This is a genomic window from Cellulosimicrobium sp. NPDC030954 (assembly GCF_055571305.1).
The window spans coordinates 555,052-580,320 of the sequence record NZ_JBVIFN010000002.1 but is presented as its reverse complement, the minus strand read 5'-3'; the positions used below and the strand labels follow the sequence as shown (position 1 = coordinate 580,320).

Genomic DNA, 25,269 nt, shown 5'->3' with positions numbered 1-25,269 from the left:
GCGCGTCAGGCCCTGCGACCCGACGACGGCGCGTCCGCCGGCCAGGGCTCGGCCGGCTCGCGCGCGTCGTCGGGCAGGAGCGTGCCGAGCCACGCGTCGCGACGCTCGCCGCGCTGGAGCGCGAACCCGCGCACCGTGCCCTCGACCCGGAAGCCGAGCCGCCAGGCGGTGCGCCGCGACGGCCAGTTGCCGACGTACGCCTGCCAGAAGAGCCGCGCGAGCCCCCCGCCCTCCGGGTCGAACGCCCAGTCGACGACGAGCCGGCCCGCCGCGGTCATGAGGCCGCGGCCCCGCGCCTCGGGAGCCGTCCAGTAGCCGATCTCGGCCGACCGCCGGCCCTCGGGCGCGTCGTCGAGGCTCAACCCGATCATCCCGAGGAGGGGACCCACGCCGTCGGGGCCGGGGATGCCCGAACGCCCCACGCTCTCGCGCACGCCCCAGGTGAGGACGTCGCCGCGCTCCCAGCCCGGTCCCACGTACTCCGACACGAACTGCGCCGCGTCCTCGCGCGCGTACGGGGACGGGACGACCGTCCAGGCGGCGACCTCGGGGTCCTGGCACGCGGCCGTGATCGCGTCGACGTCGTCGAGGGTCGGGGTGGACAGGTGGACGTGGCCGTCGTCGAGGGCGAAGGGGTGCACCGCCCGAGCCTGGCACGTCCCGCCGCGCGACGTCACCCGGATTGCCGACGGCCGTCGCCCGCGACGCCGCTCCGGCGCCCCGCGGGCGGCGTCAGGCGCGCAGGGCGTCCTCCGCGGGCGTCCACGGCAGGCCGTGCGCGGCGGCGACCGCCTCGTTGAGGAGCGCGCCGCGGTGGGTGGACGCCCCCGACCGGAGGATCGGGACGTCCCGCACCGCCTCGACCCCGCCGTCCGCGAGCGCCGCGAGGTAGGGCAGCGTCGCGCTCGTGAGGGCGAGCGTGCTCGTCACGGGGACCGCGCCGGGCATGTTCGCGACGCAGTAGAACGTCGTGCCGTGCACCGCGAACGTCGGGTCGTCGTGCGTGGTGGGCCGCGACCCCTCGAAGCAGCCGCCCTGGTCGACGGCGACGTCGACGAGCACGGCGCCGGGGCGCATGCGCGCGACGAGGTCGTCGGTGACGAGGCGCGGGGCGCGCGCCCCCGCGACGAGCACGGCCCCGACGACGAGGTCGGCCTCCAGCACCTCGCGCTCGATCGCGTACGCGCTCGACACGACGGTGCGCACGTGCCCGGAGAACTCCTGGTCGACGGCGCGCAGCACGGGCAGCGACAGGTCGACCACGGTCACCTCGGCGCGCATGCCCACCGCGACCTCGGCGGCGTTGCGCCCCGCGGTCCCGCCCCCGAGCACGACGACCCGCCCGGGCCGCGTGCCCGGCACGCCGCCGAGCAGGACGCCGCGACCTCCCGCGGGCCGCTGCAGGAGCCAGGCGCCGACCTGGGTGGCCATGCGCCCGGCGACCTCGCTCATGGGCGCCAGCAGCGGGAGCGTGCCGTCGGGGGCCTGCGCCGTCTCGTACGCGACGGACGTCGTGCCCGCGTCGAGCAGGGCGCGCGTGCAGTCGCCGTCCGCCGCGAGGTGGAGGTAGGCGAAGAGCAGGAGGTCGTCGCGCAGGAGCGGGTACTCGCTCGCGACCGGCTCCTTGACCTTGCAGACGAGATCGGCCTCGGCCCAGAGCTCGTCCGCGGTCGGCACGACCCGCGCGCCCGCGTCCGCGAACTCCGCGTCGGACAGGTGGGAGCCGACGCCGGCCCCGGACTGGACGAGCACGTCGTGCCCGGCCCGCACGAGGTGGTGGGCGCCGGCGGGGGTGAGCGCGACGCGGTCCTCGTGGTTCTTGACCTCGGTGGGTATGCCGATCCTCATGGTCCAGTGTGGTCGCACCACCCCGTCGCGCGCAGGGTGGCGGGATCTTGTCGGAGAGTGTCCTTCCTGCCGCTCGTCCCGCGAGCGGCCCGCCGCCAGGGTGGGCGCGTGGACACGACGGCACCTCTCGCGGCGCCGCGCGCCGCCCCCGACCCCGACCCCGCGGCGGCGAGCGACGCCTCCCAGTCCGGGCACGCGCCGTCGGGCACGCTGGGGCTCGCGCGCGGCAGCGCGCTGTACGTGGCGAGCGTGCTCGGGACGGGCGTGCTCGCGCTGCCGGGGCTCGCCACGCGCGTCGCCGGCCCCGCGTCCGTCCTCGCCGTCGCCCTGGTGCTCGTCGCCAGCGTGCCGCTCGCGGGCACCTTCGCGGCGCTCGCCGCCCGCCACCCGGACCGGGGCGGCGTCGCGAGCGCGGTGCGCGTCGCGCTCGGCCCGACGGCGGCCCGCGCCACGGGCTACTGGTTCTACCTCGGGGTGTGCGTCGGCGTGCCCGTCGTGGCGGTGCTCGGCGCGGAGTACGTCGTCGCGGTCGTGGGGGCGGACCGAGCGACCGTACCGGTCGTGGCCGTCGCGCTCGTCGTCGTGCCGGCCGTCGCCGTGGGGCTCGGCGTCCGCGTGGCGGGCGCCGTCCAGCTCGGGCTCACGTCCCTGCTGCTCGCCGCCGTCGTCACGGTCGTCGCCGTGGCGGCGCCCGCGGCGAGCGCCGAGCGGTTCACGCCGTTCCTCAGCGAGGGGTGGTCCGGCGTCGGCTCCGCGGTGAGCCTGTTCGTGTGGGCGTTCGCGGGCTGGGAGGTGGGCACGAACGTCTCGGCCGACTTCCGCGACCCGCGCCGCACCATCCCCGCCGCGACCGGGATCGCGCTGGTCGTGGTCGGCGTCGCCTACCTCGCCCTGCAGGTCGCCACGGTCGGCGTGCTCGGCACCGGGGCCGGCTCCGGAACCGTCGCGCTGCTCGACCTCGCGCGCACCGGCGCGCCGGCCGCGGGGCCCGTGGTCGTCGGCGTCGTGGCGGCGATCGTCACGTCCGGCGTGCTCACCGCCTACCTCGCGGCCTTCGCGAACCTGGGCCAGGCGCTCGCGCGCGACGGCGACCTGCCGCGCCCGCTCGCCGCGCTCTCCGGCCGCGCGGGCGTCCCGCGGCGCGCGCTCGCCGTCACCCTCGCTCTCAGCGCGGGCTACCTCGCCGTGCTCGTCGCCACCGGCCTCGACCTCGAGCCCTTCGTCCGCGTGCACACGAGCTGCATGGTGGCGGTGTACGCGCTCGGGATGCTCGCCGCCCTGCGGCTGCTCCCCCGCCGCACCGTCGGCCGGTGGCTCGCCGCCGTCGCGACCGTCCTCACCGGCGCCCTGCTCGTCCTCGCCGGCGCCTCGCTCGTCGCCCCGGCGGTCCTCGCCGTCGCCGCCGTCGCGGTCACGCTCGCGCGGCGCCGGCACGCCACCCCCTGAGCACGCCGTCGCCCCCCACGAGGATCGCCCTCCCGGGCCGTTCCCCCGCGCCACGCCGTCCGCTACGGTCGACGGCATGCCCACGTGGACGGACCCGGGCCCGGTGGAGTTCGACGCCGTCGTGATCGGCGCCGGGACGCGCTCGGGAGCGTTCGTCGCGCTCCCGTACGACGCCGTCGACCTGTTCGGCACGCGCGGCCGGGTCCCCGTGGTCGCGGAGGTGGACGACGTGCGCTACCACGCCTCGCTCGTCGCCTACGGCGGCCCGCACCTGCTCGCCGTCCTCCGGTCGGTGCGCACCGCGACCGGCAAGGGCGTCGGGGACACCGTGCACGTCGCGGTCCGCCTCGCCGCGGAGGTCTCGGCCGTCCCCCGGTGAGGCGCGCGCCGCCCGACCCGGCGGGTCGTCGTGCTGTGTCAGCCGGCGCCGTCCTCCACCGTGCGGTCCGACGATCCGGGCACGGCGTCGCCGAGCGCGATCTCCTTCGCCGTCGGCAGGTCCTCCTCCATGGGCGGGTCCTTGTGCCGCAGGTGCGAGAACACCGACCAGGCGACGGCGACGAGCGGCACGGACACGACCGCACCGAGGATCCCCGCGAGTAGCGTCCCCGCCGTCACCGCGATCGCGACGACGACCGGGTGCAGCGAGACCTGCTTGCCCATGACGAGCGGCTGCAGGATGTGGCCCTCGAACTGCCCGATGAGCGCGATGCCGATCGTCACGACGAGCGCGATGACGATGCCCTTGGCGGCGAGCGCGACGATGGCCGCGATGATCATGGCGAGGGGCGCGCCGATGATCGGGATGAACGCCCCGATGAAGACGAGCACCGCGAGCGGCGCGGCGAGCGGCACGCCCAGGAACCCCAGGAAGATGCCCGCGAGGATGCCGTCGACGAGGGCGATGATCACGGTCCCCCGGGCGTAGCCGGAGAACGTGTACCAGCCCGCGCCGCCCGCGACCTTCCAGCTGTCGCGCGAGCGCGACGGGAGCTGGTTGAGGAACCAGGTCCACATGTCCTTGCCCTTGGCGAGGAAGAAGACCGTGCAGAAGATCGCGAGGGCGATCGCGGCGAACGCCTCGAAGACCGACCCGGCGCTCGCGGCCGCCTGGCTCGCGATGTCCCCACCGTGCTCGGTGAGCCACTGCCGGCCGTTCTCGATCCAGCCGTTGACGTCGTCCGCGGTGATCGTCACCGGCAACGGGCCGTTCTCGAGGAACTCCAGGATCTGGTCGATGCCGTTGCTGAACTGGTCCGCGAGGCTCTGCCACTGGCCCGCGACCGACGTGATGACGTACGTCAGCAGACCCGCGATGAACAGCAGCGCGGACAGGATCGCGAGCCCCGTGGCCAGACCCCGCGGCATGATCCTCGCGTAGAAGTCCGTGACCGGCCGCAGGACCGACGTGATGACGAGCGCCAGGAAGACGGCCACGAACACCAGCTGCACCTGCGCGGTGGCGAAGAAGATGAGCGCGACGGCCGCGACGATCATGAGCAGGCGCCACGACCAGCCCGCCGTCGTGCGCAGCCACGCGGGCACCGACTCGTCGTACCCGACCACCGACGGGTTGCGCCGCGCCCCCGCCACCTTGCGCGCCGCGCTCGACGCCCCCGCGAGGTGCTTCACCGACGCCGCCGCGCGATCCGAGCCGGAGCCCGGCCGCGCGGTCGGCGCCGCTGCCGCCGGTCGCTGCTCGTCCGTCACACGTGCCTCCGCCCGGTCGTGGCCACCATCCGCCCAGTCTGCCCCAGGTCGTCCCCCCGCGCCGGGTGCTGCGGTCGAGCCGTCGTCCCACGTCGGCCCGGTGCCGACCGGCGACCGCGATGTGAGGACCACGCCCGAACCGTGCTATGTTTTTCCCCGCACCGGAACGGCGGAAACGCCGGGAAGGTCCACTCGTCCGGGTGGCGGAATGGCAGACGCGCTAGCTTGAGGTGCTAGTGCCCTTTATCGGGCGTGGGGGTTCAAGTCCCCCTCCGGACACCGCATGGCACACCTCGTGCCACGGAGGCCGGGTCAGGAGAATCTTCCTGACCCGGCCTTCTGCGTATCCCGCCCCCTCGGGTCCGGCAGGCCTCGCCTCAGCCGCCCGTGTCGGTCCAGGACGCGACGTCGACGCCGTGGTCGTCGGACGACCCGAGCGACCACCACGTCGGGGCGCGCGAGTCGTCGGCCGGCGCGCGCTCGCTCGTCGACCCGTCCAGGCGCTCCCCCTCGACGCCGCCGGGGCTGGCGACGGCGCGCCCGGCCCGCGGATCTCCTCGTCGCGAGGCGCCGTTCGCGTGCCCCGAGATGCGGGGTCGGACGTCCCGCTTCACGACGGTCTGTCCTTTCTGATGCTTTTGAGGCGGCATGCAATGCTTGACGTCCATCACTTCACCTACGGTGCCGTGACCCCGCTCATCTCCTACGCGGCCGCGGTCTCCGGGTCCGCCTGCGGCCTGGCCGCGGTGTCCCGGTCCCGTGTCGACGCGCCGTGGCCCGTGCGCTCGGCGTGGCTGTGGCTGGGGGCCGCGGCCATCGGGGGCACGGGCATCTGGGTGATGCACTTCGTGGCGATGCTCGGGTTCACGGTCACCGGCATGCCGATCCACTACGACGTGCCGCTCACGGTCGTCTCGGCGCTGGTCGCCGTGGTGGTCGTGGCAGCTGGCCTGCACCTGGTCATGATGTTCGGCTACCGGCCCCTGCTGCTGGTCGTGGGAGGCGCCGTGGCCGGGCTCGGCGTCGCCGGGATGCACTACATGGGCATGGCGGCGATGCGCATGCACGGCACGATGCACTACAGCGCGATCTCCGTCGCCCTGGCGGTGCTCGTCGCGGTCGCCGCCGCGACGGCGGCGCTCTGGCTCTGCGTGCCAGCGCGGGGCGGGCTGTCCATGACCGTGTCGGCTCTCGTCATGGGGGTCGCGGTCGCGGGGATGCACTACACCGGCATGTGGGGCGTCTCGGTGACCGGTCAGCCGGGCGCACCGGACGGCGGCGTCCCGATGCTGGACCTCCTCGGTGCCCTCCTCGTCGGGGGCGGCGGCTCCGTCCTGCTGCTGGTGTTCGTCGTCGTCGGCTCCCGGACCGAGAGCGAGAGGCGGCGGCACGAGGCATTCCGGGACCGCATGGCGCAGGAGACCGTCTCGGTCGGCAAGTAGCGGCAGGCCAGAGTGCCGTCGCACCGGCACGCCCGTGCCCGGTATCCCGTTCAGGTTCATCTCAGCAGCGAGAAGCCCCGCCGTGTGGAGCGGCGGGGCTTCTCGATCCGCTGTCTCATTCGGATCCCGCCGGCGCTCTCACGCCGGAAGCATGCGGCCAGTCTAGAGCGTCCCGGCGACCGCCTCCCACCCCGGCACGACCTCCTCCTCCCCGAGGAGGAGGTCGCTCCCCCGGCGATCTCGGCCGACGGCGGGAGCCGACGGCCCCGCGCCCGTCCGTAGCGTCGACGACGGCGGTGCCCGAGGACCGGGCGCCGGTGACGACGGGAGGACGCATGATCCAGGTGGAGGGGCTCACCAAGCGCTACGGGCCGACGACGGCGGTGGACGCGCTGACGTTCACGGCGCGTCCGGGCACCGTGACGGGCTTCCTCGGCCCGAACGGGGCGGGGAAGTCGACGACGATGCGTGTGGTGGTCGGGCTCGAGCGGCCCACGTCGGGCACGGCGACCGTCGACGGCCGCCGGTACGCCGACCTCCCGGCGCCGCTCCACGCCGTCGGGTGCATGCTCGACGCGCGGTCCGTGCACCCGGGGCGCACGGCGTTCCGGCACCTGCGGGCCCTCGCGCGGACCCACGGGATCGGCCGCGCCCGCGTGGACGAGGTCATCGGGATGACCGGGCTCGAGAGCGTCGCCGGACGGCGCGCCGGGACCTTCTCGCTCGGGATGGGGCAGCGCCTCGGCATCGCGGGGGCGCTGCTCGGCGACCCCGGGACGCTCATCCTCGACGAGCCCGTCAACGGCCTGGACCCCGACGGCGTCCTGTGGGTGCGCCGGCTCGTCCGCGGCCTCGCGGCCGAGGGACGGACCGTGCTCCTCTCCTCGCACCTCATGCACGAGCTCGCGCTCTGCGCCGACCGGGTCGTCGTCATCGGCCGGGGCCGCCTCCTTGCCGACGCACCGGTGCAGGAGCTCGCCGCGGACGCGGGCTCGCTCGAGGACGCGTACCTGCGGCTCACGGCAGGCGCCGTCGAGTACCAGGGGCGCGCCGCCCGGGAGACCGGCCGCGCTGCGGCGGGAGGCGCCCGATGACCGCCACGACCCCCGCCCCGGTGCGCACTCCCCCGGACCCTGCGCGATCGACGCCCCGAGGCCCGACGTTCGCGCGCGTCGTCGGCTCCGAGTGGACCAAGCTCACGAGCCTGCGCTCGTCCTGGTGGGCGGCCGCGCTCACGGTCGCGGTCTCGGCCACGCTGACCTCCCTCTCTGCCCAGGCATCGTCCGTGGACCCGGGGTTCGACCCGCTGGGCTCCCTCACGTCCGGGCTGCTCCTCGCCCAGGTGCCCCCGCTCGTCCTGGGCGTCCTCGTCGGGACGGGCGAGCACAGCACGGGGACGTTCCGCACGACGTTCGTCGCCGTCCCGAGGCGCTGGCCCGTGCTCGCCGCGCAGACCGTCGTCACCGCCGCGTTCGCGCTGCTCACCGCCGTGCTCGCCGTCGGCGCCGCCGTGCTCGCGCTGCTTCCCTCGGCCCGGGCCCGCGGCATCGCCCTCGATCTCGCGAGCGACGGCACACCCCGGGTGCTCGGCGGCATGGTGCTCCTGCTCGTCGCGATGGCCCTGCTCGGCCTCGCGCTCGGCGCGCTGCTCCGGCGGCCCGTGCCCGCCCTGACGGTCGCCGTCCTCGTCGTCCTCGTCCTGCCCGTCGCGCTCGTGCTCGCGGCGGACCTGGCGGGCGACCCGCTCGCCGCGTCCGCGGGCGTCCCGCCCGCCCAGGCCGCCGTCAACACCGCGGTGACGTTCCTCCCCGCCGGCGCGGGGTCCCTGCTGACGGCCGAGGGCGCCGTCGAGGGAGCACCCGACCTCGGCGCGTGGGGCGGTGGACTCGTCCTGGCGGCGTGGGTCGCCGTCCCCCTGGCCCTGGCGGGCGTCCGCCTCCGCGCGCGGGACGTGGTGTGACGTGGCCGCGACGACGCAGACCCCCGCCACCCGGCCCGCCACCCGGCCCGCCGACCGTTCGCCGGTGACCCTCCGCCGAGTCCTCGCGGCCGAGTGGGACAAGCTCACGAGCCTGCGCGCGACGGGCTGGCTCGCCCTCGCGACGGTCGCGGCGTCGGCCGCGAGCGCCTGGGTGCTCGGCCTGTTCGCCCGGCCCGACGACGGCGCGTCCGGCGCGCCCGTGGCCGTCGCCGGGTACGTGCTCGCCCAGCTCGGGTTCCTCGTGCTGGGCGCGACGACGGGCGCGGGCGAGTTCCGCACGGGCACGGCGCGCGTCACCTTCGTCGCGGTGCCCCGGCGGGTCCCGGTGCTCGTGGCCCAGGTGCTCGTCACGACGGCGGTCGCGGCCCTCACGGCCGCGGTCGCGCTCGGCGCGGCGCTCGGGGCGACCGCCGGGCAGCGCGCGGCGACCGGGCTGGTGCTGGACGTCGCGGACCCGGAGACGGTGCGCCTCCTCGGGGGGTTCGTGCTCTACCAGACCGGGGTCGCGCTCGTCGGGCTGGGGCTCGGGGCACTGCTGCGCCGGCCCGACGCCGCGCTCGTCGCCGGGGTGGTCCTGGTCGTCGTGCTCGACCACCTCCTCGCCACGAACCCCGGCCGGGTCGCCGACACGGCACGTGCCCTCCTCCCGGGCGCCGGGGCGCGGCTCCTCCAGGGCGACGAGCGGCTCGCCGCCCTCGACGCGACGACGCTGGGCCCGCACGTCGGTCCGTGGGCGGCCGGCCTCGTGCTCGCCGCGTGGGCCGTCGTGCTCCTCGTCGCGGCCGGGTACCGCCTCCGGCGCCATGACGTCACCTGACGTGGACCGGCACGGATGGGAGAGTGGGCCCATGCCCCTGCCGTCCCCCGCCACGCCCGCGCGCGGGACGACCGACGGTGGCGCGCTCACCGAGACCGACGTCCAGCGGCGCGGGCCGCTCGGCCGGCTGGTCGAGGAGCACCCCCGCGCCGCGGACGCCGCGCTCGTCACGGGCATCGTGGTGCTCGGGCTCGTCACCGCGGTCCTCGGGCTCGCGACGGTCGAGGGGTCCACCGGCATCGGCTACTTCCGGCCCGACGAGCCCGTCGCCCAGGTGGTCGTCACGGCCTGGCTCGTCGGGGCCGTCCTCGGGGCGGTGCTCCTCCTCGCCCGCCGCGCGCGACCGCTCGTCGTCGCGGCCGCGCTCACGGTGCTGGCCGTCGCCTCGCTCGCGTCCGCGGGCGTGCTGGGGGTGCTCGGGGTGTGCCTCGCGTGCGCGGTGCACGCCGTGGCGGCCTCGCGCCCCCCGCGCACGGCGTGGCTGACGTGCGCGGCGGTGCTCGCCGTCGTCACGGTGGCGACGTGGTGGTGGCAGGACATCGGCCTCGCCGAGATCCTGCTCTGGAGCGACCCGGTCGTGTCGCCGGACGGCGACCCCGTGCGGGACCTCGCCGAGCCGCCCTTCTCCCCCGGCCGCCGGTCCGCGTCCGTCTCGCTGCTCCTCGCGCTCCTGCTCCTCGGCATGGCCACGGGCTCCGGCGCGCGTGCCCGCCGGCTCCACGCGGAGGACCTCACGGAGCGCTACCGGGCCATGGCCCGGGACCGCGACCAGAGCGCCGCGCTGGCCCGTGCGGCCGAGCGCGCCCGCATCGCCCGCGAGATGCACGACGTCGTCGCCCACAGCGTCTCGGTGATGGTCGCGCTGTCCGACGGCGCGGGCGCCGCGCTCGACCGTGCACCCGACCGCTCGCGCGAGGCCCTGCGGGAGCTCTCCCGGACGGGACGCGAGGCGTTGACCGACATGCAGCGCGTGCTCGGCGCGCTCGACCCCGGCGACGAGGAGCCCGTGGCGCCGGACGGTCGGCCCGGGCCGACCGGGACGGACCTCGCGGCCGTCGTCGCGCGCTTCCGCGCCGCGGGCGTGCCCGTGACGGCGACCGGCCTCGAGGTCCCGCTCCCGGACGACACGTCGCTCCGGCTCGCGGTCGTGCGGGTCGTGCAGGAGGCGCTGACGAACGTCCTGCGGCACGCGCCCGGCACGCCGACGGCCGAGGTCGCGGTCCGTCGTGCCGCGGACGTCGTCGAGGTCGAGGTCCGTGACGCCGGCGGCACCCGGCCGGGCGCAGGCGGCGGTACCGGTCGCGGCATCGTCGGCATGCGCGAGCGCGCGGTGCTGCTCGGCGGCAGCGTCGAGGCCGGCCCGCGCCCGGAGGGCGGGTGGGTCGTGCGCGTCGTCCTCCCGTGGCCCGGGCCGCGGGACGTGCCGTGGGACGGGCCGCAGGACCGGCCGAACGACCGGCCGTACGACGAGGACGACGGAGGGCTCCCGTGACGACCGTGCTGCTCGTGGACGACCAGGCGCTCCTGCGGATGGGCTTCCGGCTCGTGATCGAGTCGGAGCCCGACCTCGAGGTGGTCGGCGAGGCGTCCGACGGCCGGGTGGCGCTCGACCAGGTCGCGGCGCTCGCCCCGGACGTCGTCGTCATGGACGTCCGGATGCCCGGCATGGACGGCATCGAGGCGACGCGGCGCGTCGTCGCGGGGCACCCCGGGACGCGCGTGCTCGTGCTGACGACGTTCGACGTCGACGAGTACGCGTTCGCCGCGCTGCGCGCGGGCGCGAGCGGGTTCCTGCTGAAGAACGCCCGCCCGCACGACCTCGTCGAGGCGATCCGCACCGTCGCGGCGGGGAGCTCGGTCGTCGCGCCCCGGGTGCTGCGCCGCATGCTCGACCTCTTCGCCCCGCACCTGCCGACCGGCGACCCGTCGGCAGGCGACCGGTCGGCGGGCGACGACGGCCTCGACCCGCGCCTCCGGTCCCTCACGCCCCGTGAGCTCGACGTGCTCCGGTGCGTGGCCGACGGCCTGTCCAACGCCGAGATCGCCGAGCGCCTCGTGCTGTCGTCGACGACGGTCAAGACGCACATGGGCAACCTCCTCGCCAAGCTCGGCGTCCGGGACCGCGTCCAGGCCGTGATCGTCGCGTACGAGAGCGGGCTGGTCGGCTCCGGCCGCTGAGAGCTCGCCGCTCACCCCCGGCGGGTGAGGTCCGCGGCGCGCGGGGCTGCGACGGTGGTGACGAGCGCCGGAGAGGAGCCCACGATGACGGCTGCGCAGATCCCCCGACAGCAGGTCCCTGCCGCCACGGGCCCGTGGCACACCGCGACGACGCAGGCCGTGTGCGCGGCACTGGACGTCGACCCGGCGGTCGGGCTGACGACGGCGCAGGTCGCCGAGCGGCGCGCCCGGTACGGGCCCAACGCGCTCGCGGAGGAGCGCAAGGAGAGGCCGTGGCAGGCGTTCGGGCGCCAGTACCGCGATCTCATGCAGCTCGTCCTCGTCGGGGCGGCGGTCGTGAGCATCATCGCGCTCGGCGACGTCACGACGGGCGTCGTCGTCCTCGGCCTCACCGTGCTCAACGCCCTCATGGGCCTGCACCAGGAGGGCAAGGCCGCCCAGAGTGTCGCGGCGCTGCAGCAGATGCTGGTCATGACGGCCACGGTGCGCCGCGACGGACGCCAGGAGCAGGTGCCCGCGGAGGAGCTGGTGCCGGGCGACGTCGTCGGCTTCGAGGCCGGGAGCAAGATCCCCGCGGACGGGCGGCTGCTCGTCGCCGCGTCGCTGGAGATCGAGGAGGCGGGGCTGACCGGCGAGAGCACCCCGGTCGCCAAGGGCGTCGAGACGGTCGTCGCGGACGACGCGCCGCTCGGCGACCGCACCGACATGGCGTACATGAACTCGCAGGTGACGCGCGGGCGCGGCGAGATGGTCGTCACGGCGACGGGCATGACGACCGAGGTGGGCCGCATCTCCGGGATGCTCTCCGGCGTCGAGCAGGACAGGACGCCGCTCACGCGCCAGCTCGACCGCATCACCGTGATCATCACGGTCATGGCGGCGATCGCCCTCGTCGTCGTCGTGGTCCTGGGCCTGGTGCGCGGCGAGGACTTCGACAGCCTGTTCGTGGTCGGGATCAGCCTGGCCATCGCCGCGATCCCGACGGGTCTCCCGGCCGTGGTGACGATGCTGCTGTCGCTCGGCACGCGCCGGCTCGCCGAGGAGGGCGCGATCGTCAAGCGCCTCAAGTCGGTCGAGACGCTCGGGTCGACCTCCGCGATCTGCTCGGACAAGACCGGGACCCTCACGCTCAACCAGATGACGGCGCGCCGCCTCGTCCTCGCGGGGCGCCGGTTCTCCGTCGACGGCGAGGGCTACTCCACGACCGGCCGCATCCTCGCGGCCGCCGGCTCGACCGACGTGCCGCTCGAGCCCGTCGCGCTGCCGCTGGCGCTCGCGAGCGACGCCGTCGTGCGCGACGGCGAGTGCATCGGCGACCCCACCGAGGGCGCCGTCGTGGTCCTGGCCGCGAAGGCCGGGCTGGACGTCGAGGAGACGCGCGCCGAGCACCCGCGCGTCGCCGAGGTCCCGTTCGACGCCGCGTACAAGTTCATGGCGACGTTCCACGAGATCGACGGCGCGCTGACGTGCTTCGTCAAGGGTGCCCCGGACGTGCTGCTCGCCCGGTCGAGCCGGTACCTCGCCGCCGACGGCGGGACGGCGCCGCTCGACGACGACGCGCGGGCGCGCGTCACGGCCGAGAACGACGCCCTCGCGGGCGAGGGCATGCGCGTGCTCGCGGTGGCACGACGGGCCGTGGGCCGCGACGAGCTCGCGGGCGAGCTCCTCGACGCGGTGCGCGACCTCGAGCTGGTCGCCCTCGTCGGGATCGTCGACCCGCCGCGCCGGGAGGCGCGCGACGCCATCGCGGAGTGCCGCGACGCGGGCATCCGCGTGCGGATGATCACGGGCGACCACGTCACCACCGCGGCGGCGATCGCCGGGCAGCTCGGCATCGAGGGCCGCGCGCTGACCGGTGCCGAGTTCGCCGCGATGTCCGACGCCCGGCTCGAGGCGGAGGTCGGCGAGATCGGGGTGGTCGCGCGCGTCGCGCCCGAGGACAAGGTGCGCCTCGTCGACGTGCTCAAGCGCACGGGCGACGTGGTCGCCATGACGGGCGACGGCGTCAACGACGCCCCCGCGCTCACCCGTGCCGACATCGGCGTCGCGATGGGCATCACCGGCACCGAGGTGACCAAGGACGCCGCGGAGATGATCCTCACCGACGACAACTTCGCGACGATCGTGGCGGCCGTCGAGGGTGGTCGCGGGCTCTACGACAACCTCATGAAGTACATCCGCTTCCAGATGGTCGTGCTCGTCGGGTTCATCCTCACGTTCGTGGGCGCCGGGATCTTCACGGTCGCGGGCGGCACGCCGCTCACGCCGCTGCAGATCCTCTGGGTGAACTTCGCGATCGACGTGCTGCTGGCGATCGGCCTCGGGTTCGACGCCGCGACGCCCGGCCTCATGCGCCGGCGTCCGCGACCGCCGACCGAGCCGGTCATCGGGCGCGGGCTCGGGGTCCGGCTCGCGGTCGGCGGCGTCCTCATCGCCGTCGGCTCGCTCGTCGCCGTGGCGTGGGGCGAGGCCGACGCCGACCTGGCGGTCGCGACGACGATGGGCCTGACCGCGATGTCGCTCCTGCACGTCGTGGCCGCGCTGGAGTGGCGCGACCCGCGGGCGAGCATCCTCTCGTTCGAGACGCTCGCGAACGGCCGCTTCGTCGTGCTGCTGCTCGCGTCACTGGGGCTGACGTTCCTCGTCACGACCCTCGACGGCCTGCAGCGGATCTTCGGCACGGTCGACCTCGACGGGGGGCAGTGGGGCGTGTGCGGGCTGGTCGCGCTCGGGTTCCTCGTCCTGGCCGAGCTCGGCAAGCTCGTGCTGCGGCAGGTGGACCGGCACCGTGGCGCGCCCGCCGACGCCGGCGCCCCCGCCCAGGTCTCGCCCGCCCAGGTCTGAGGGCGGCGGCTCAGGGCACGACGCCGAGCTCGCGGCCGCGGCGGACCGCGTCGCGGCGCGAGCTCACGCCGAGCTTGCGGTAGACCGACTTGAGGTGCGCCTTGACGGTGTTCACCGAGACGAAGAAGTCCTCGGCGATCTCGACGTTGCTGGCCATCGACGGGAGCACGGCGAGGATCGCCAGCTCGCGCTCGGTGAGGGGCTCGACGAGCGGGGCCGGCTCCGGCCCCCGGTCCGCCGGGTCGAGGTGGGCGCGCAGCCGGTCGGCGAGCGCGTCGCCGCGCGCCGCGACCGCGCGGGCGAGCGCCGGGCGCAGCTCCCGCACGACGGTGAGGAACGGGCGCGCGACCCGCTCGACGGCGGCGAGGTCCAGGGCGTGGGCCAGCGGGACGTCCACGCGACGGGTGCCGGCCCGGGCCAGCGCCGACGCCTCGACGAGCGCCGCCTCGACCCGGACGACCACGTCGACCTCGCCCTCCCCCGCGTCCACGAGCCCCGCGACGGCGCGCAGGGCGGCCCCGGTCCGCCCCGTGGCGAGCAGCTCGCGGGCGCCGCACACCGCGACGACGGCGGCCGTGCCCAGGCCCTCGCGCCGGACGCGCACCGGCAGCGCGGGCTGCGTGCCGTCGTCGAGCAGGCGGACCGCGGCGGTCGCCCGGACCCACAGGTCGGCGAGCACCGGGGGCGTCGCGACGGGCCCGAGCGCGCGGTCGGCCGCGACCAGCGCGTGCCGCGCCGCACCGACGTGACCGCGGTCCGCCGCCACCAGGGCCTGGAGGAGCCGGACCGCCGCCTCGGACGCCGGCTCGCGGCCCCCGGCGTCGGCCGCCAGCGCGTGCGCGAGCTCGCGGTCGAGGGCGTCGTCCGACGCGCGCAGGTACAGCACCCACGCCCGGGCCGCGTGCGCGGGGCGCGCGTGGGCGTACCCGTCCCAGCCCCGGGGCTCGGCCTCCGCGACGACCGCGCGCGCGGCCGCCTCCCCCTCGTCGAGCCGTCCCTCCGCGACCGCGAGGAGCGACGCCACGGCCCGCGCCCCGAGGACGAAGAGCTGGGGCGCCCGCCAGTCGCGACCGGGCGGCGGCACGAGCGGGAACGAGGCCGTCGTCGGCTCAGGGCCCACCGAGCACCAGGCGAGCCCGGCCGCGCGGTGGGCCTGCGCGAGGCTGCGGTAGGTGTCGAGCGCGGGGAACGGGTACGGCGCCGCGTCCGCGGTGGCGAGGGCGGCGCCGGCCGCCGTCGCGACGCCGCGCACGTCGCCCGTCGCGCGCGCGATCGAGGCGTCGAGCAGCTCCAGGAGCACGGCCGCGGCGGGCTGCTCGGCGGGGTCGAGGAGGTCGCGCGCCGTCGCGACGTGCCGGCGGGCGGCGTCGAACCGCTCGTCGACGTACGCCAGAGCGCCGGCGCACAGGTGCAGCCGGGCGTCGACCCCGATCGTCGCGTAGGGCACGCGTCGCAGGACGTCCGCGACGGTCTCGCGGTGCGGTCCCGCGAGCTGGGCGGCCGTGCCCTCGACGAAGACCTCGCCCACGAGGGGCCAGTCCTCCGCGGCGGCCGCGTGCTCGAGGGCCCGCACGGCCTCGCCGTCCCGCGCGAACCAGCGGGCCGCCGCACGGTGGGCGTCGCGGAGCCGGGCCGGGTCCTCGACCCGGAGCTGGCTCAGGAGCATCTCGCGCAGGAGCGGGTGGTAGCGGTACCAGGTGTGGCGCTCGCCCGTCGTCATGACGAAGCCGTCGGTCGCGGCGAGGCCCGGGAGCAGCCGCTCGGCCGGCGCCCCCGGGTCGAGGGCGGACGCGAGGTCGGGGCACACGGCCGAGGTCACGCTCGTGCGGAGGAGGAAGCTCCGGGTCGTCGGCTCCTGGCGGTCGAGGACCTCGGCCAGGAGGAACTCCGCCGCCGAGCGGTCGGCGCGCGCACGGCTCGCGGCGTCGTCGGCCTCGACCCGCAGGCGGACGCCGACCGCCCAGCCGCCCGTCTCGTCGAGGACGCGGCCAGCCGCGGCCGGGGACAGCGGTCGCCGGTGGGACGCCGCGAGCGTCGCGACGGACGCGGCGTCGAACGCGAGGTCTGCGGCCCCGACCTCGGCGACCTCGCCCTGCGCGCGCAGCCGCTGCAGCCGCACCAGCGGGTCGACGCGCGTGAGCACGACGAGGTGGAGGGGCAGCGGGTAGCGCAGGAGGTCGTCGACGGTCGCCGCGACGTCGGGGCGCGCCGCGTGGTGGAAGTCGTCGAGCACGAGGACGACGGGCTCGGGCAGCTGCTCGACCGCGGAGAGGACCCGCCGCAGGAGCGCCGGCGAGAGCCGCGGCGGGACGACGAGCGTCTCGAGCGGGTGCCCCGGGGGGACCGCGCCCGCGGCGCGGAGCGCGGTGAGGACGTCGGCCCAGAACGCCGCGGGCTTGTCGTCGAACGGCTCCAGCGTGAGCCACGCGACCCGCGGCCCGCTGCCGCCGCGCGCCCACCGTGCGACGGCGGTGGTCTTGCCCCAGCCCGGGCCGGCGGACACGAGCGTCAGCCGTCGCGCCACCGCGGCACCGACGAGCGCCTCGACCGCGGGTCGGGGGACCGTCGAGGCGGGGAGCGCCGGGACCGAGGTCCGGGCGCGCAGCGTCTCGAAGGTGTCGGCGGCCCGCGCGACGTCCTCCTGCCCGGCACGTGGCTCGACCGAGGTCATGAGGGCAGGCTATTCCCGGGGCCCGGGAGGCGCAGGGCGAGCGTCGGGTGGAAGACTCTCAGGCCGGTCGGGCCCCGGACCGCGGGGCGAGAGCGCCGTTCACGCCGAGCTCGCCGGGCTCGCCGGACCCGTGACGGCGGGCGGTCGGGCGAGGATCTCGACCACGACGAGCACGAGTCCCGCGACGAGCGCGACACCGACCACGAGCCCCGGCGTGAGCGAGCCGGCGAGCAGGAGGACGAGCGCGGCGAGGCCGACGACGACGACGCGCACGAACGTCTTGTGCCGCCCGAGCCAGTCGCCCACGGGACCCGCCGAGACCCCGCGCCCCTCGCCCCAGCCGCGCACCGTGGCGCCCAGGCGTCCCAGCCCCGCGCGCAGGCTGCGCGCCGACTCGCTCGGGCCGCCGAGGTACGCGGCGAGCGCGACGACGAGGCCGAGCACCCCCACGGTCCGCAGCGTGAGGCGCAGGTACCCCACCGCCTGGTCGAACACCACCTCGGCCGCGTCGAGCCGCAGCACCTGCCCGGAGAGCGCCCCGAGGTACAGGCCGCGCGCGACCGCGAGCCCGACCCCGAGGCCGACCATCGCCCCCGTCAGCGCGAGCCCGGCCACGACCAGCGCACGCGACCGCCGGTTCGCGACGAGGACCCCGGCGGCGAGCAGCCCGAGCACGACCCACGGCAGCCACGTCGTCAGGGTGACGATCTGCGCGTACCGGTTCTGGAGCATGACGAGCTCGGCGGACTGCGCGATGGTGAACGTCGCGTCGACCGACGGGATGCGGGCGGCCACGCTCAGGCCGCGGTCGACGAGCCGCTCCTTGAGCAGGTCGATCAGGCCGGAGAGCTGGATGTTGAGGCTGCCGTCGTCGACCTGGAGGATGTCGCCGTCCTCGCCGCGCATGACCGAGACGAGCTGTTGGTGCGCCACGCGGTTCGCCTGGAGCCAGGCACCCTCGAACGCGTCGCTCTCCACGAGGCGCGTCGCGGTCTCGTGGACGAGCGACTCGACGCCGCTCTGGAGCGGCGCCTCGAGCGCGGCGAGCGCCTGGGTGGCACGGGGCGGGACGTCCCGCTCCTCCAGCCCTCCGACGAGGTCGTCGACGAGCGCCCCGACGTCGATGCGGGACATGACGACCTCGGTCAGCCGGCCCGCGACGGCCGACTGCACGACCGGGTCCGCGGCGAGCGGACCGACCGTCGCGACGTACCGGTCGGTGTCGGTCAGCTCGCGCTGCGCCCACGCCGAGACCGCGCCCAGGGGCGCGAGGAGCGCGCCCAGGGTGATGAGCACGGCGCACGCCACGGCCCGCAGTCGGCGCCGGGGACGTCGCGCGGCAGCGGGCGACTCGGTGCCGGTGCTCTGGCCCGCCCCGTCGCCGCCCGGCGACGGCCGTTCCTCGAGCCGGCGCCGCAGCTCCGCGTTCTCCCGCTCCAGGGCGGCGAGCCGCGCCGCCACCTCGTCGGTCGCGGTCCCCGTCCCGGCCCCCGGCGCGGGCTTGGTCTCGTCGGTCATCGCCGGCCCCTCAGGCGAGCGCCCGCGCCTTGAGCCGGGCGAACTCGTCCGCGTCGATCGTCCCGGCGTCGTACAGCGCCTTCGCGTCCGCGATCTCGCTCGCCGGCGAGCGGCCGGTGCTCGCGGTCGCCCGGACGTAGTCGTCCATCACCTGCCGTCGCGCGCGGTCCTCCTCGGCGTGCCGCTCGGCCATGCCACGCCCTCGGGCGATGACGTAGACCAGCGCCGACACGTACGGGACGACGATCAGCGCGACGACCCACAGCGCCTTCCACCAGCCGCTGAGCGCCTTGTCGCGGAACAGGTCGGCCACGATCTGGAACAGCACGACCAGGTAGGCGATGAAGAAGAACCACCACACCATGAGCCAGAACCAGTCCCAGAAGCCGTCCATCGGGCACTCCTCGTCTCAGGTCGCGAACGTTCGCGATGCTCCCACTGTGGGTCGCGGGGCGCCACCGGTACTCACCCGCCGGGGGTAGTCGCCCGTGCGCCTCCCGGGTGCCACCCGCACCGGGTGATCCGCGCCGCCCGGCGCGCGCGCATCCTGGTGCGACGGGCGAGCCGGGAGAGGCGCATGGACGGCACGACGATGGTCGAGGTGACGGTGCTGGGTCCCGTGGTGCTCCCCGTCGCCGACCTGGCCGAGCTCGGCGTGCGGCGGACCGCCGAGTGCACGCTGCTCGAGGCGACGGTGCGCGACCAGGCCGCGCTCTACGGGCTGCTCCAGCGCCTCGCCGCGCTCGGTCTCGAGCTCCTCGAGCTGCGCACCGCGGCGCCCGGGCAGCGGGCCGACGTGGAGGTCGTCGTCCGCGGCCCCGTGGGCGCGCTGGTCCAGGAGATGCTGCGCGACGTCGGCCAGGCGCTCCCGGGGTCCCTGACCTCCTACCGGCTCCGGGACACCGACCTGGCGGGCCTCCTCGCGGTCGTGACGGGCCTGCGCTCGCCCACGGCCGACGACGAGCCCGCGTCGGCCGCACCCCCGGACGCCCCCGCGACGCCGGCCCGGGGACGGACGCCGGGCACCGGCACCGGCACCGACCCGGACCCCGCGACCTCGGCGATGGACGCGAAGATCGCGCAGCTCCGCGAGCTCGCGGCGCTGCGCGACCAGGGCGTTCTCACGGACGCCGAGCTCGCGGAGCAGAAGGCGCGCATCCTCGGGCGCTGACCCGTCGGACGATGCGGTCGCGGCCGCGCGACCGTGCTCCGGCGTGTATCCCTTGACACTCGGAAAGCGCCTTCCCTACGCTGCGAGGGTCGCGCTCGCGGACGTGCAGCTCGAACCGGACAGGAGAGCAGGACGGGGCGGTCCAGTGGCCGCCACGACCGTGCGCGCGACCCGTGCGGACCCCGCCGCGACGATGCGGCCGCGGGACCCGCCGGCGTGCAGGAACCCGACCCGGCGACGGACGGCCGGCGGGTCGGAGACATGACAGCGCTAACCAGTGCGTCGTGCCAGCACCATCCGACGAAGTGGAGCAGACGATGACGTCTACGCATTCGAGCCGACGAGGGAGGACGGCGCTCGCCGTCACCCTCGCGGCGGTCCTGGGAGGGACCCTCCTCGTGCCACCCGCGGCCGCAGAGGTCGCCGAGGACGAGTTCACCGAGATCCTCAGCTTCGAGGGCTATCAGCGCACCGCCCTGAACGGCCAGGACGGCTGGTCCGCCTCGACCGCGGCCCGGGTCGTCGCGGACCCGCTCAACGGCAACAACCAGGTCCTCGAGATGGTCGGCGGTACCCAGCGCGCCCACCGCGCGGTCCCCGGGATCGCCGACGGCACGACCGGGACCGTGTTCTTCCGCTTCATGCGGTCGGGCAGCGTCGACACGTCGTTCGGCATCACGGACAACGACGCGCCGTCCGACTACGCGCACAGCCGCGCGTACGTGAACAACCAGAACAACGACGTGATGCTCGTGCGCGACGGCGGCGCCTTCAAGCCCGCCGGCGTCTGGTCGCGGGACACGTGGCAGTGCGTGTGGATCGTCGCAGACAACGCGACGGACAAGGTCAGCGTCTACAGCCAGGGCGGGCCGTACGAGGAGATCACCCGGCTGCCCGAGGGCACGGAGCAGCAGTTCGGCTTCCGCCAGGGCGTCACCTCGGCGCTCGACCGGTTCTTCTGGATCAACGGCGCCAGCAGCGCGGGCCGCCTCATGCTCGACGACGTCGCGGTCGACACGGCCGGGCAGAACCTCGCGATCCCGACGGGCAACCCGGCCGACTGCGCCGCGGGCGGCACGACGCCGAACGAGCCGCTGCTCAACCCGCTGCCCGACCCGACGCCCTCGACGCTCGGGATCGAGGTGACGGAGCTGGCCCAGCTCCCGGCGTCGCAGACGACCCCGGCGACGCAGGACCCGCGCCTCGTGCGCCACAACCGCATCACGCACCTCGACGAGATCCCGGACGGCTCGGGCCGCCTCATGGTGCCGGACAACAACGCGGTCCTCTACACCGTCGACAAGGACACGGGCGCGTACGTGCCCTACCTCGACGTGCGCCAGCAGTTCCTCGACAACTTCCACAACAGCGCAGGCCTCGGCACCGGGCTCGGCTCCGCCGAGTTCCACCCCGACTTCGCCGAGAACGGGCTCTTCTACACGGTGCACACCGAGGGCGGCACGGCGCTGACGGAGGACACCCCCGACTACCCGGCGTACGGGAACACCCAGTTCCACAGCGTCGTCACCGAGTGGAAGGCGACCGACCCGTCCGCACCGGTCTTCGCGGGGACGAGCCGCGAGGTCCTGCGCGTGCCGTTCGCGGGCCGCGTGCACACGGTGCAGCAGATCGCGTTCAACCCCACGGTCGCCGAGGGCGACGCCGACTACGGCAACCTCTACGTCCTCGTGGGCGACGGCGGCAACGGCGTCGGCAACGGCAACCCGCAGGACCTCGCGACGCCGCAGGGCAAGATCTTCCGCATCGACCCGCTGGGCGACGACAGCGCCAACGGCCGGTACGGGATCCCGGCGGACAACCCGTTCGTCGGGACGGCCGGCGCGCTGCCGGAGATCTACGCCGTCGGCATGCGCGACCCGCACCGGATCAGCTGGGACCCCGAGGGCGACCACACGATGTACCTGGGGCACATCGGCGAGTGGCAGGTCGAGTCCGTGTACGCCGTCGAGCCGGGCGACAACTTCGGCTGGTCCGTGCGCGAGGGGTCGTTCCTCGCCGACAACCGGCAGATCTACCCGCTGCCCGCGAACGACGCCGAGAACGGCTTCACGTACCCAGTGGCCGCCTACGACCACAACCGCGACCCCGGCCAGACCGGCGACGCGGGCGTCGCGCTCAACGGCGGGTTCGTCTACCGCGGCGACATCCCCGAGCTGCGCGGGCGCTACCTCTTCACCGACCTCGTGCGCGGCTGGGTGCTGGGCACCGAGGCGGACGAGATGGTGCGGAACGACGGCGCCCTCGAGGACCTGGCCGAGATCGAGCACCTGCGCGTGTTCGCCGACGGCGCGGAGACGACGTTCCAGGAGCTCGTCGGCGACCAGCGCGTCGACCTGCGCTTCGGGTCCGACGCCGACGGCGAGCTGTACCTGATCTCGAAGGCCGACGGGAAGATCTGGCAGGTCACCGGGGCGCGGCGTGTCGGGGCGTCCTCGCCCGTCGTGCTCCCCGAGCTCGCCGGGAACGTCGCGGCGCACTACGACTTCGACCACCCCGTCGCGGGCTCGACGACGTGGGAGGCGGACCAGGGCTGGTCCGGGACGAACATCCAGCTCGTCAACGGCGGGGTGGAGATGCGCGTGGCCGACCGGGCCTACCCGGGCGCGGGCGAGGCGCTGCAGACGCAGCAGATGAGCCCGCTCGCGTCGTCGAACGACGACTGGAAGGCCGGCGTCTACGACCCCGCCGGCGTGGACTCGCTCGGGGCCTTCGCGGACGCCGACGAGATCTCGGTCATGGGCTGGTTCAAGCCGACCGGCGAGCACCCCGCCCTCAACTCGGGCACGACGAACCCCGACGACCGCTACAACGCGATCGGCCTCGCCGGTGTGCTGACCGGGGACTCCGACGGCCACGCGGTGCGCGCGCTGCTCGAGGTCATCACCGTCGGCGACGAGCTCAAGCTCGTGGCCCTGGGGCGTCGGGTCGACGGCGGCGGCTCGTGGACGTTCGCGGCCGACCTCCCGTGGGACCAGATCCTCGAGCGCGACCGCTGGGTCCACCTCGCGGCGACGTTCGACTTCGCGGGCGGCGAGATGAAGCTCTACATGAACGGCGAGGAGCTCGAGGGCCGGTACACGGCCTCGAACCCCTGGGGCGCCGGCGCCACCTCCCCGACCGACCCGCGCGGGATCAAGATCGGCGGCAGCTTCCCGCAGGACACGCGCGAGGCCAACCCGTTCCACGGCCGCATGGACGACCTCATGTTCCTCGACACCGTCCCGACGCCGGAGCAGGTCGCGGCGCAGTACGCCCGGTTCGGCGCGCAGCCGGTCGAGCCCCCGGCGCCGCCGTCGTGCGCCCCGGCGGGCGAGCCGATCACGGACGTCATGGCCGGTGAGAACTGGGCGCCGCGCACGCCGTCCAAGTGGCAGTTCCCGGGCGACCGGATCGTGCTCGCGCAGGCCGGCACCGACCCGGCGGACGGCATCCGCCGCCCGTTCGAGTACGCCGTCCTCACCGAAGGTCCCGAGCTCGGCTCGTTCGCGCTCGACGCCGAGGTGAAGCTCGACGCCCCGGCGTCGGTGAACAACCGGGACGTGATCGTGGTGTTCGGCTGGCAGTCGGACACGCAGTACTACTACGCCCACCTGTCGCAGGACAACACGATCTACGCCCACAACGGCATCTTCAAGGTCGACGGCAAGGACCGGGAGCGGATCGACGACCAGTGGGACGGCGCGGTGGGCGCTCCCCCGGCGGTCACCGACGAGGAGTGGCACGACGTGCGCGTCGTGCGCTGCGCGGACAGCGGCGACGTCGCCGTGTACCTCGACGGCCTCGACACCCCGCTGCTCACGGCGAACGACACGACGTTCACCGAGGGACGGGCCGGCTTCGGGTCGTTCGACAACACCGGCAGCCTGCGCGGCCTCGTGGTCACGCCGGCCGTGGAGCAGGCCGACGTCGAGCTCGACGTGGCGGTCTCGCCGCGCTGCCTCGCCGGCAAGGCGTACCTCGCCGTCGCGGCGACGAACGCGTCCGGCGTGGCGGCCGACGTGACCCTGACGACCGTCTTCGGGTCGCGCACGGTCGCGGACGTCCAGCCCGGCCGGGCCGCGTACCAGTCGTTCGCGTCGCGGGCGACCGCTCTCGACGCGGGCTCGGTCACGGTCTCCGCCACGGCCACGGTCGACGGCGAGGAGGTGTCGAGCGAGGTGGTCGTCGAGCACGCGGCGCACACCTGCGGGTGACGCCCGCCTCCTGGCCCGGGGGTCCTGACCCCCGGGCCTGACCGCACGAACCGCCCCGGACCCGTCCAGGCTGCGTCCGACCAGCCGCGGGACCGGGGCGGTCCGTGCGTGCGCGGGCCGCGCCCGCCGGCGGTCACCCGGCCGCGAGCGCCGCCCCGCCGCGCCGGAGCGCGAGGACGAGCGAGCCGGCGACGAAGTAGTCCTCGTCGACCTCGCGCCGCGCCTCCCGGACCGCCCTGCGCAGGTCCTCCGCGCGGGCGGCGAGGGTGCGCAGCGCCTCCTGGTCGGCGGGCTCGGCGGAGACGGAGCGCAGCGCGGCGGCGTAGGCGTCGAGCGCACGGGCCGCGAGCGGTCGCAGCCGGCCCCCGAGTGCCAGGTCGTCGCGCCCCTCGCGCTCCCACTCGACGAGGAGCCGGACGAGCGACCCCACGACGTCCGCCGACACCTCCAGCTCCTGCGAGCGCCGCACCTGCGAAGCCGCCCAGTCGCGGTGCCGGCGCAGGCGGAGGTTCGCCCGCGCGGCCTCGCGGGTGCGCGAGACGGCGTCGCGCGCACGGACGAGCGTCGGGTCCACCTCGCGGCGGCGTTCCTCCCACTCCTCCGCGGACGGCGGCCGGTCGCCGTCGAGGCCGTCCGCGAGCGCCTCGACCTGGTCCGCGAGCGTGTCGCGCAGCCCGTCGAGCGCCTCTTCCGTGGGGGTGAGCGGCAACGGGGGGACGAGGAGGTTGATCCCCACGCCGATCGCGGCGCCGACGACGACGAGACCGGCGTAGGCACCCACGAACTCGACCTTGGCCGCGTTGCCGATGATGAGGACGAACAGCGCCGACGTCACCGCCCACGTGCCCATCTCGCCGAAGCGGCGCCACCCCGCGCACAGGAGCGCGAGCCCCACGACGAGCGCGACGGACAGCGCGCTCGGGGAGAGGACGAGGTCGACCCCGCGCGCGATGGCTGCGCCGACGAGGATCGCGAGGATCGCCTGGACGGACTCGCGGACCGAGCGGGCGAGCGTGCTCGTCGTCGCGACGACGGCGCCCAGCGGCGCGTAGTACGGGTAGTCGGAGAACGGCTCGGGCGCGAGCACGCCGACGAACCAGGCGAGCGCGGCCGCGACGGCCCCCTTGACCGCGAGCGACCAGCGGGGGTGCCGCACCCAGCGCCGCGCCGCGGCGGCGACCGCACGGCGCGCCCAGGTCGGCCCCTCCCCGTCCGGCCCGTGCGGAGCCACCCGGTCGCCCGTCGTCACGAGCACGAGGATCGCCCGTCGTGCCCGCACCCGCACGTCGCCTCGCCCGCGGTGGCCCGGGGTGTGAGCGGGACCTGCCGGTGCTTCACTGGCGGCGTCGGTGCAGAGTCCCGCCGACGCCGTCGGGCACGGTGGCGTCTCGGGCGTGCTGACGCCGCCGCGGTCGGCACGACGACCACG

Annotated in this window: 18 protein-coding genes, 1 tRNA gene and 1 pseudogene; 12 read left to right on the top strand and 8 right to left on the bottom strand. The window is 75.7% G+C overall.

Annotated features, from left to right (window positions below):
- Window positions 1-5: 5 nt before the first annotated feature.
- Entirely contained in the window at window positions 6-641 is a 636-nt protein-coding gene (locus ACZ402_RS07600) for a GNAT family N-acetyltransferase (RefSeq protein ID WP_375824942.1), read from the bottom strand.
- A gap of 91 nt (window positions 642-732) precedes the next feature.
- Window positions 733-1,848, bottom strand: a complete 1,116-nt coding sequence (gene ald / locus ACZ402_RS07595) for an alanine dehydrogenase (protein WP_375824941.1) — start codon at window positions 1,846-1,848, stop codon at window positions 733-735.
- Window positions 1,849-1,956: 108 nt separating this feature from the next.
- On the opposite strand from ald, the gene ACZ402_RS07590 reads away from it, so the two are divergent.
- Entirely contained in the window at window positions 1,957-3,294 is a 1,338-nt protein-coding gene (locus ACZ402_RS07590) for an APC family permease (protein WP_375824940.1), read from the top strand.
- Between the two features lie 76 nt (window positions 3,295-3,370).
- A complete protein-coding gene (locus ACZ402_RS07585) occupies window positions 3,371-3,673 on the top strand; it encodes a DUF1905 domain-containing protein (RefSeq protein ID WP_375824939.1) in 303 nt (100 codons plus the stop codon).
- A 38-nt stretch (window positions 3,674-3,711) separates the two neighbouring features.
- Here ACZ402_RS07585 and ACZ402_RS07580 read toward each other — a convergent pair whose 3' ends face one another.
- The gene (locus ACZ402_RS07580) at window positions 3,712-5,004 is read right to left on the bottom strand and encodes an AI-2E family transporter (protein WP_375824938.1); all 1,293 of its coding nucleotides are present in this window, start codon (window positions 5,002-5,004) and stop codon (window positions 3,712-3,714) included.
- A 194-nt stretch (window positions 5,005-5,198) separates the two neighbouring features.
- On the opposite strand from ACZ402_RS07580, the gene ACZ402_RS07575 reads away from it, so the two are divergent.
- A tRNA-Leu gene (locus tag ACZ402_RS07575) sits at window positions 5,199-5,283 on the top strand.
- Window positions 5,284-5,381: 98 nt separating this feature from the next.
- On the opposite strand, the gene ACZ402_RS07570 is transcribed toward ACZ402_RS07575, so the two are convergent.
- A complete protein-coding gene (locus tag ACZ402_RS07570; RefSeq protein ID WP_375824937.1) occupies window positions 5,382-5,618 on the bottom strand; it encodes a hypothetical protein in 237 nt (78 codons plus the stop codon).
- Window positions 5,619-5,657: 39 nt separating this feature from the next.
- On the opposite strand from ACZ402_RS07570, the gene ACZ402_RS07565 reads away from it, so the two are divergent.
- From ACZ402_RS07565 to ACZ402_RS07535, 7 genes and pseudogenes are all read left to right on the top strand, one after another.
- Window positions 5,658-6,446, top strand: a complete 789-nt coding sequence (locus ACZ402_RS07565) for an MHYT domain-containing protein (RefSeq protein WP_375824936.1) — start codon at window positions 5,658-5,660, stop codon at window positions 6,444-6,446.
- A 335-nt stretch (window positions 6,447-6,781) separates the two neighbouring features.
- Window positions 6,782-7,525 (top strand): annotated as a pseudogene (locus ACZ402_RS07560) (ABC transporter ATP-binding protein); the annotation flags it as partial.
- Window positions 7,526-7,536: 11 nt separating this feature from the next.
- A complete protein-coding gene (locus ACZ402_RS07555) occupies window positions 7,537-8,406 on the top strand; it encodes a hypothetical protein (RefSeq protein WP_375824935.1) in 870 nt (289 codons plus the stop codon).
- A gap of 64 nt (window positions 8,407-8,470) precedes the next feature.
- Entirely contained in the window at window positions 8,471-9,244 is a 774-nt protein-coding gene (locus ACZ402_RS07550; protein WP_375824934.1) for a hypothetical protein, read from the top strand.
- Window positions 9,245-9,275: 31 nt separating this feature from the next.
- Entirely contained in the window at window positions 9,276-10,736 is a 1,461-nt protein-coding gene (locus ACZ402_RS07545; protein WP_375824933.1) for a sensor histidine kinase, read from the top strand.
- Window positions 10,733-11,422, top strand: coding sequence for a response regulator transcription factor (locus ACZ402_RS07540; RefSeq protein WP_375824932.1), 690 nt, complete (start codon window positions 10,733-10,735; stop codon window positions 11,420-11,422). Before ACZ402_RS07545 ends, ACZ402_RS07540 begins: the two co-directional genes overlap by 4 nt.
- Before the next feature lie 84 nt (window positions 11,423-11,506).
- Window positions 11,507-14,266 (top strand): cation-translocating P-type ATPase, encoded by a 2,760-nt coding sequence (locus tag ACZ402_RS07535; protein ID WP_375824931.1) that lies wholly within the window; start codon window positions 11,507-11,509, stop codon window positions 14,264-14,266.
- Between the two features lie 10 nt (window positions 14,267-14,276).
- Here the strand turns inward: ACZ402_RS07535 and ACZ402_RS07530 are convergent, their stop codons facing one another.
- The 3 genes from ACZ402_RS07530 to ACZ402_RS07520 all read right to left on the bottom strand — a co-directional run bounded on the left by ACZ402_RS07530 (window position 14,277) and on the right by ACZ402_RS07520 (window position 18,849).
- The gene (locus tag ACZ402_RS07530) at window positions 14,277-16,937 is read right to left on the bottom strand and encodes a winged helix-turn-helix domain-containing protein (protein ID WP_375824930.1); all 2,661 of its coding nucleotides are present in this window, start codon (window positions 16,935-16,937) and stop codon (window positions 14,277-14,279) included.
- 99 nt (window positions 16,938-17,036) lie between these two features.
- A complete protein-coding gene (locus ACZ402_RS07525) occupies window positions 17,037-18,455 on the bottom strand; it encodes a hypothetical protein (RefSeq protein WP_375824929.1) in 1,419 nt (472 codons plus the stop codon).
- A gap of 10 nt (window positions 18,456-18,465) precedes the next feature.
- Window positions 18,466-18,849, bottom strand: coding sequence for an SHOCT domain-containing protein (locus tag ACZ402_RS07520; RefSeq protein WP_375824928.1), 384 nt, complete (start codon window positions 18,847-18,849; stop codon window positions 18,466-18,468).
- Between the two features lie 183 nt (window positions 18,850-19,032).
- On the opposite strand from ACZ402_RS07520, the gene ACZ402_RS07515 reads away from it, so the two are divergent.
- On the top strand, window positions 19,033-19,626 hold the full coding sequence (locus ACZ402_RS07515; protein ID WP_375824927.1) for an SHOCT domain-containing protein: 594 nt from the start codon (window positions 19,033-19,035) through the stop codon (window positions 19,624-19,626).
- 317 nt (window positions 19,627-19,943) lie between these two features.
- Window positions 19,944-23,840 (top strand): PQQ-dependent sugar dehydrogenase, encoded by a 3,897-nt coding sequence (locus ACZ402_RS07510; protein ID WP_375824926.1) that lies wholly within the window; start codon window positions 19,944-19,946, stop codon window positions 23,838-23,840.
- Window positions 23,841-23,973: 133 nt separating this feature from the next.
- Here the strand turns inward: ACZ402_RS07510 and ACZ402_RS07505 are convergent, their stop codons facing one another.
- Entirely contained in the window at window positions 23,974-25,119 is a 1,146-nt protein-coding gene (locus ACZ402_RS07505; RefSeq protein WP_375824925.1) for an FUSC family protein, read from the bottom strand.
- Between the last annotated feature and the right edge of the window lie 150 nt (window positions 25,120-25,269).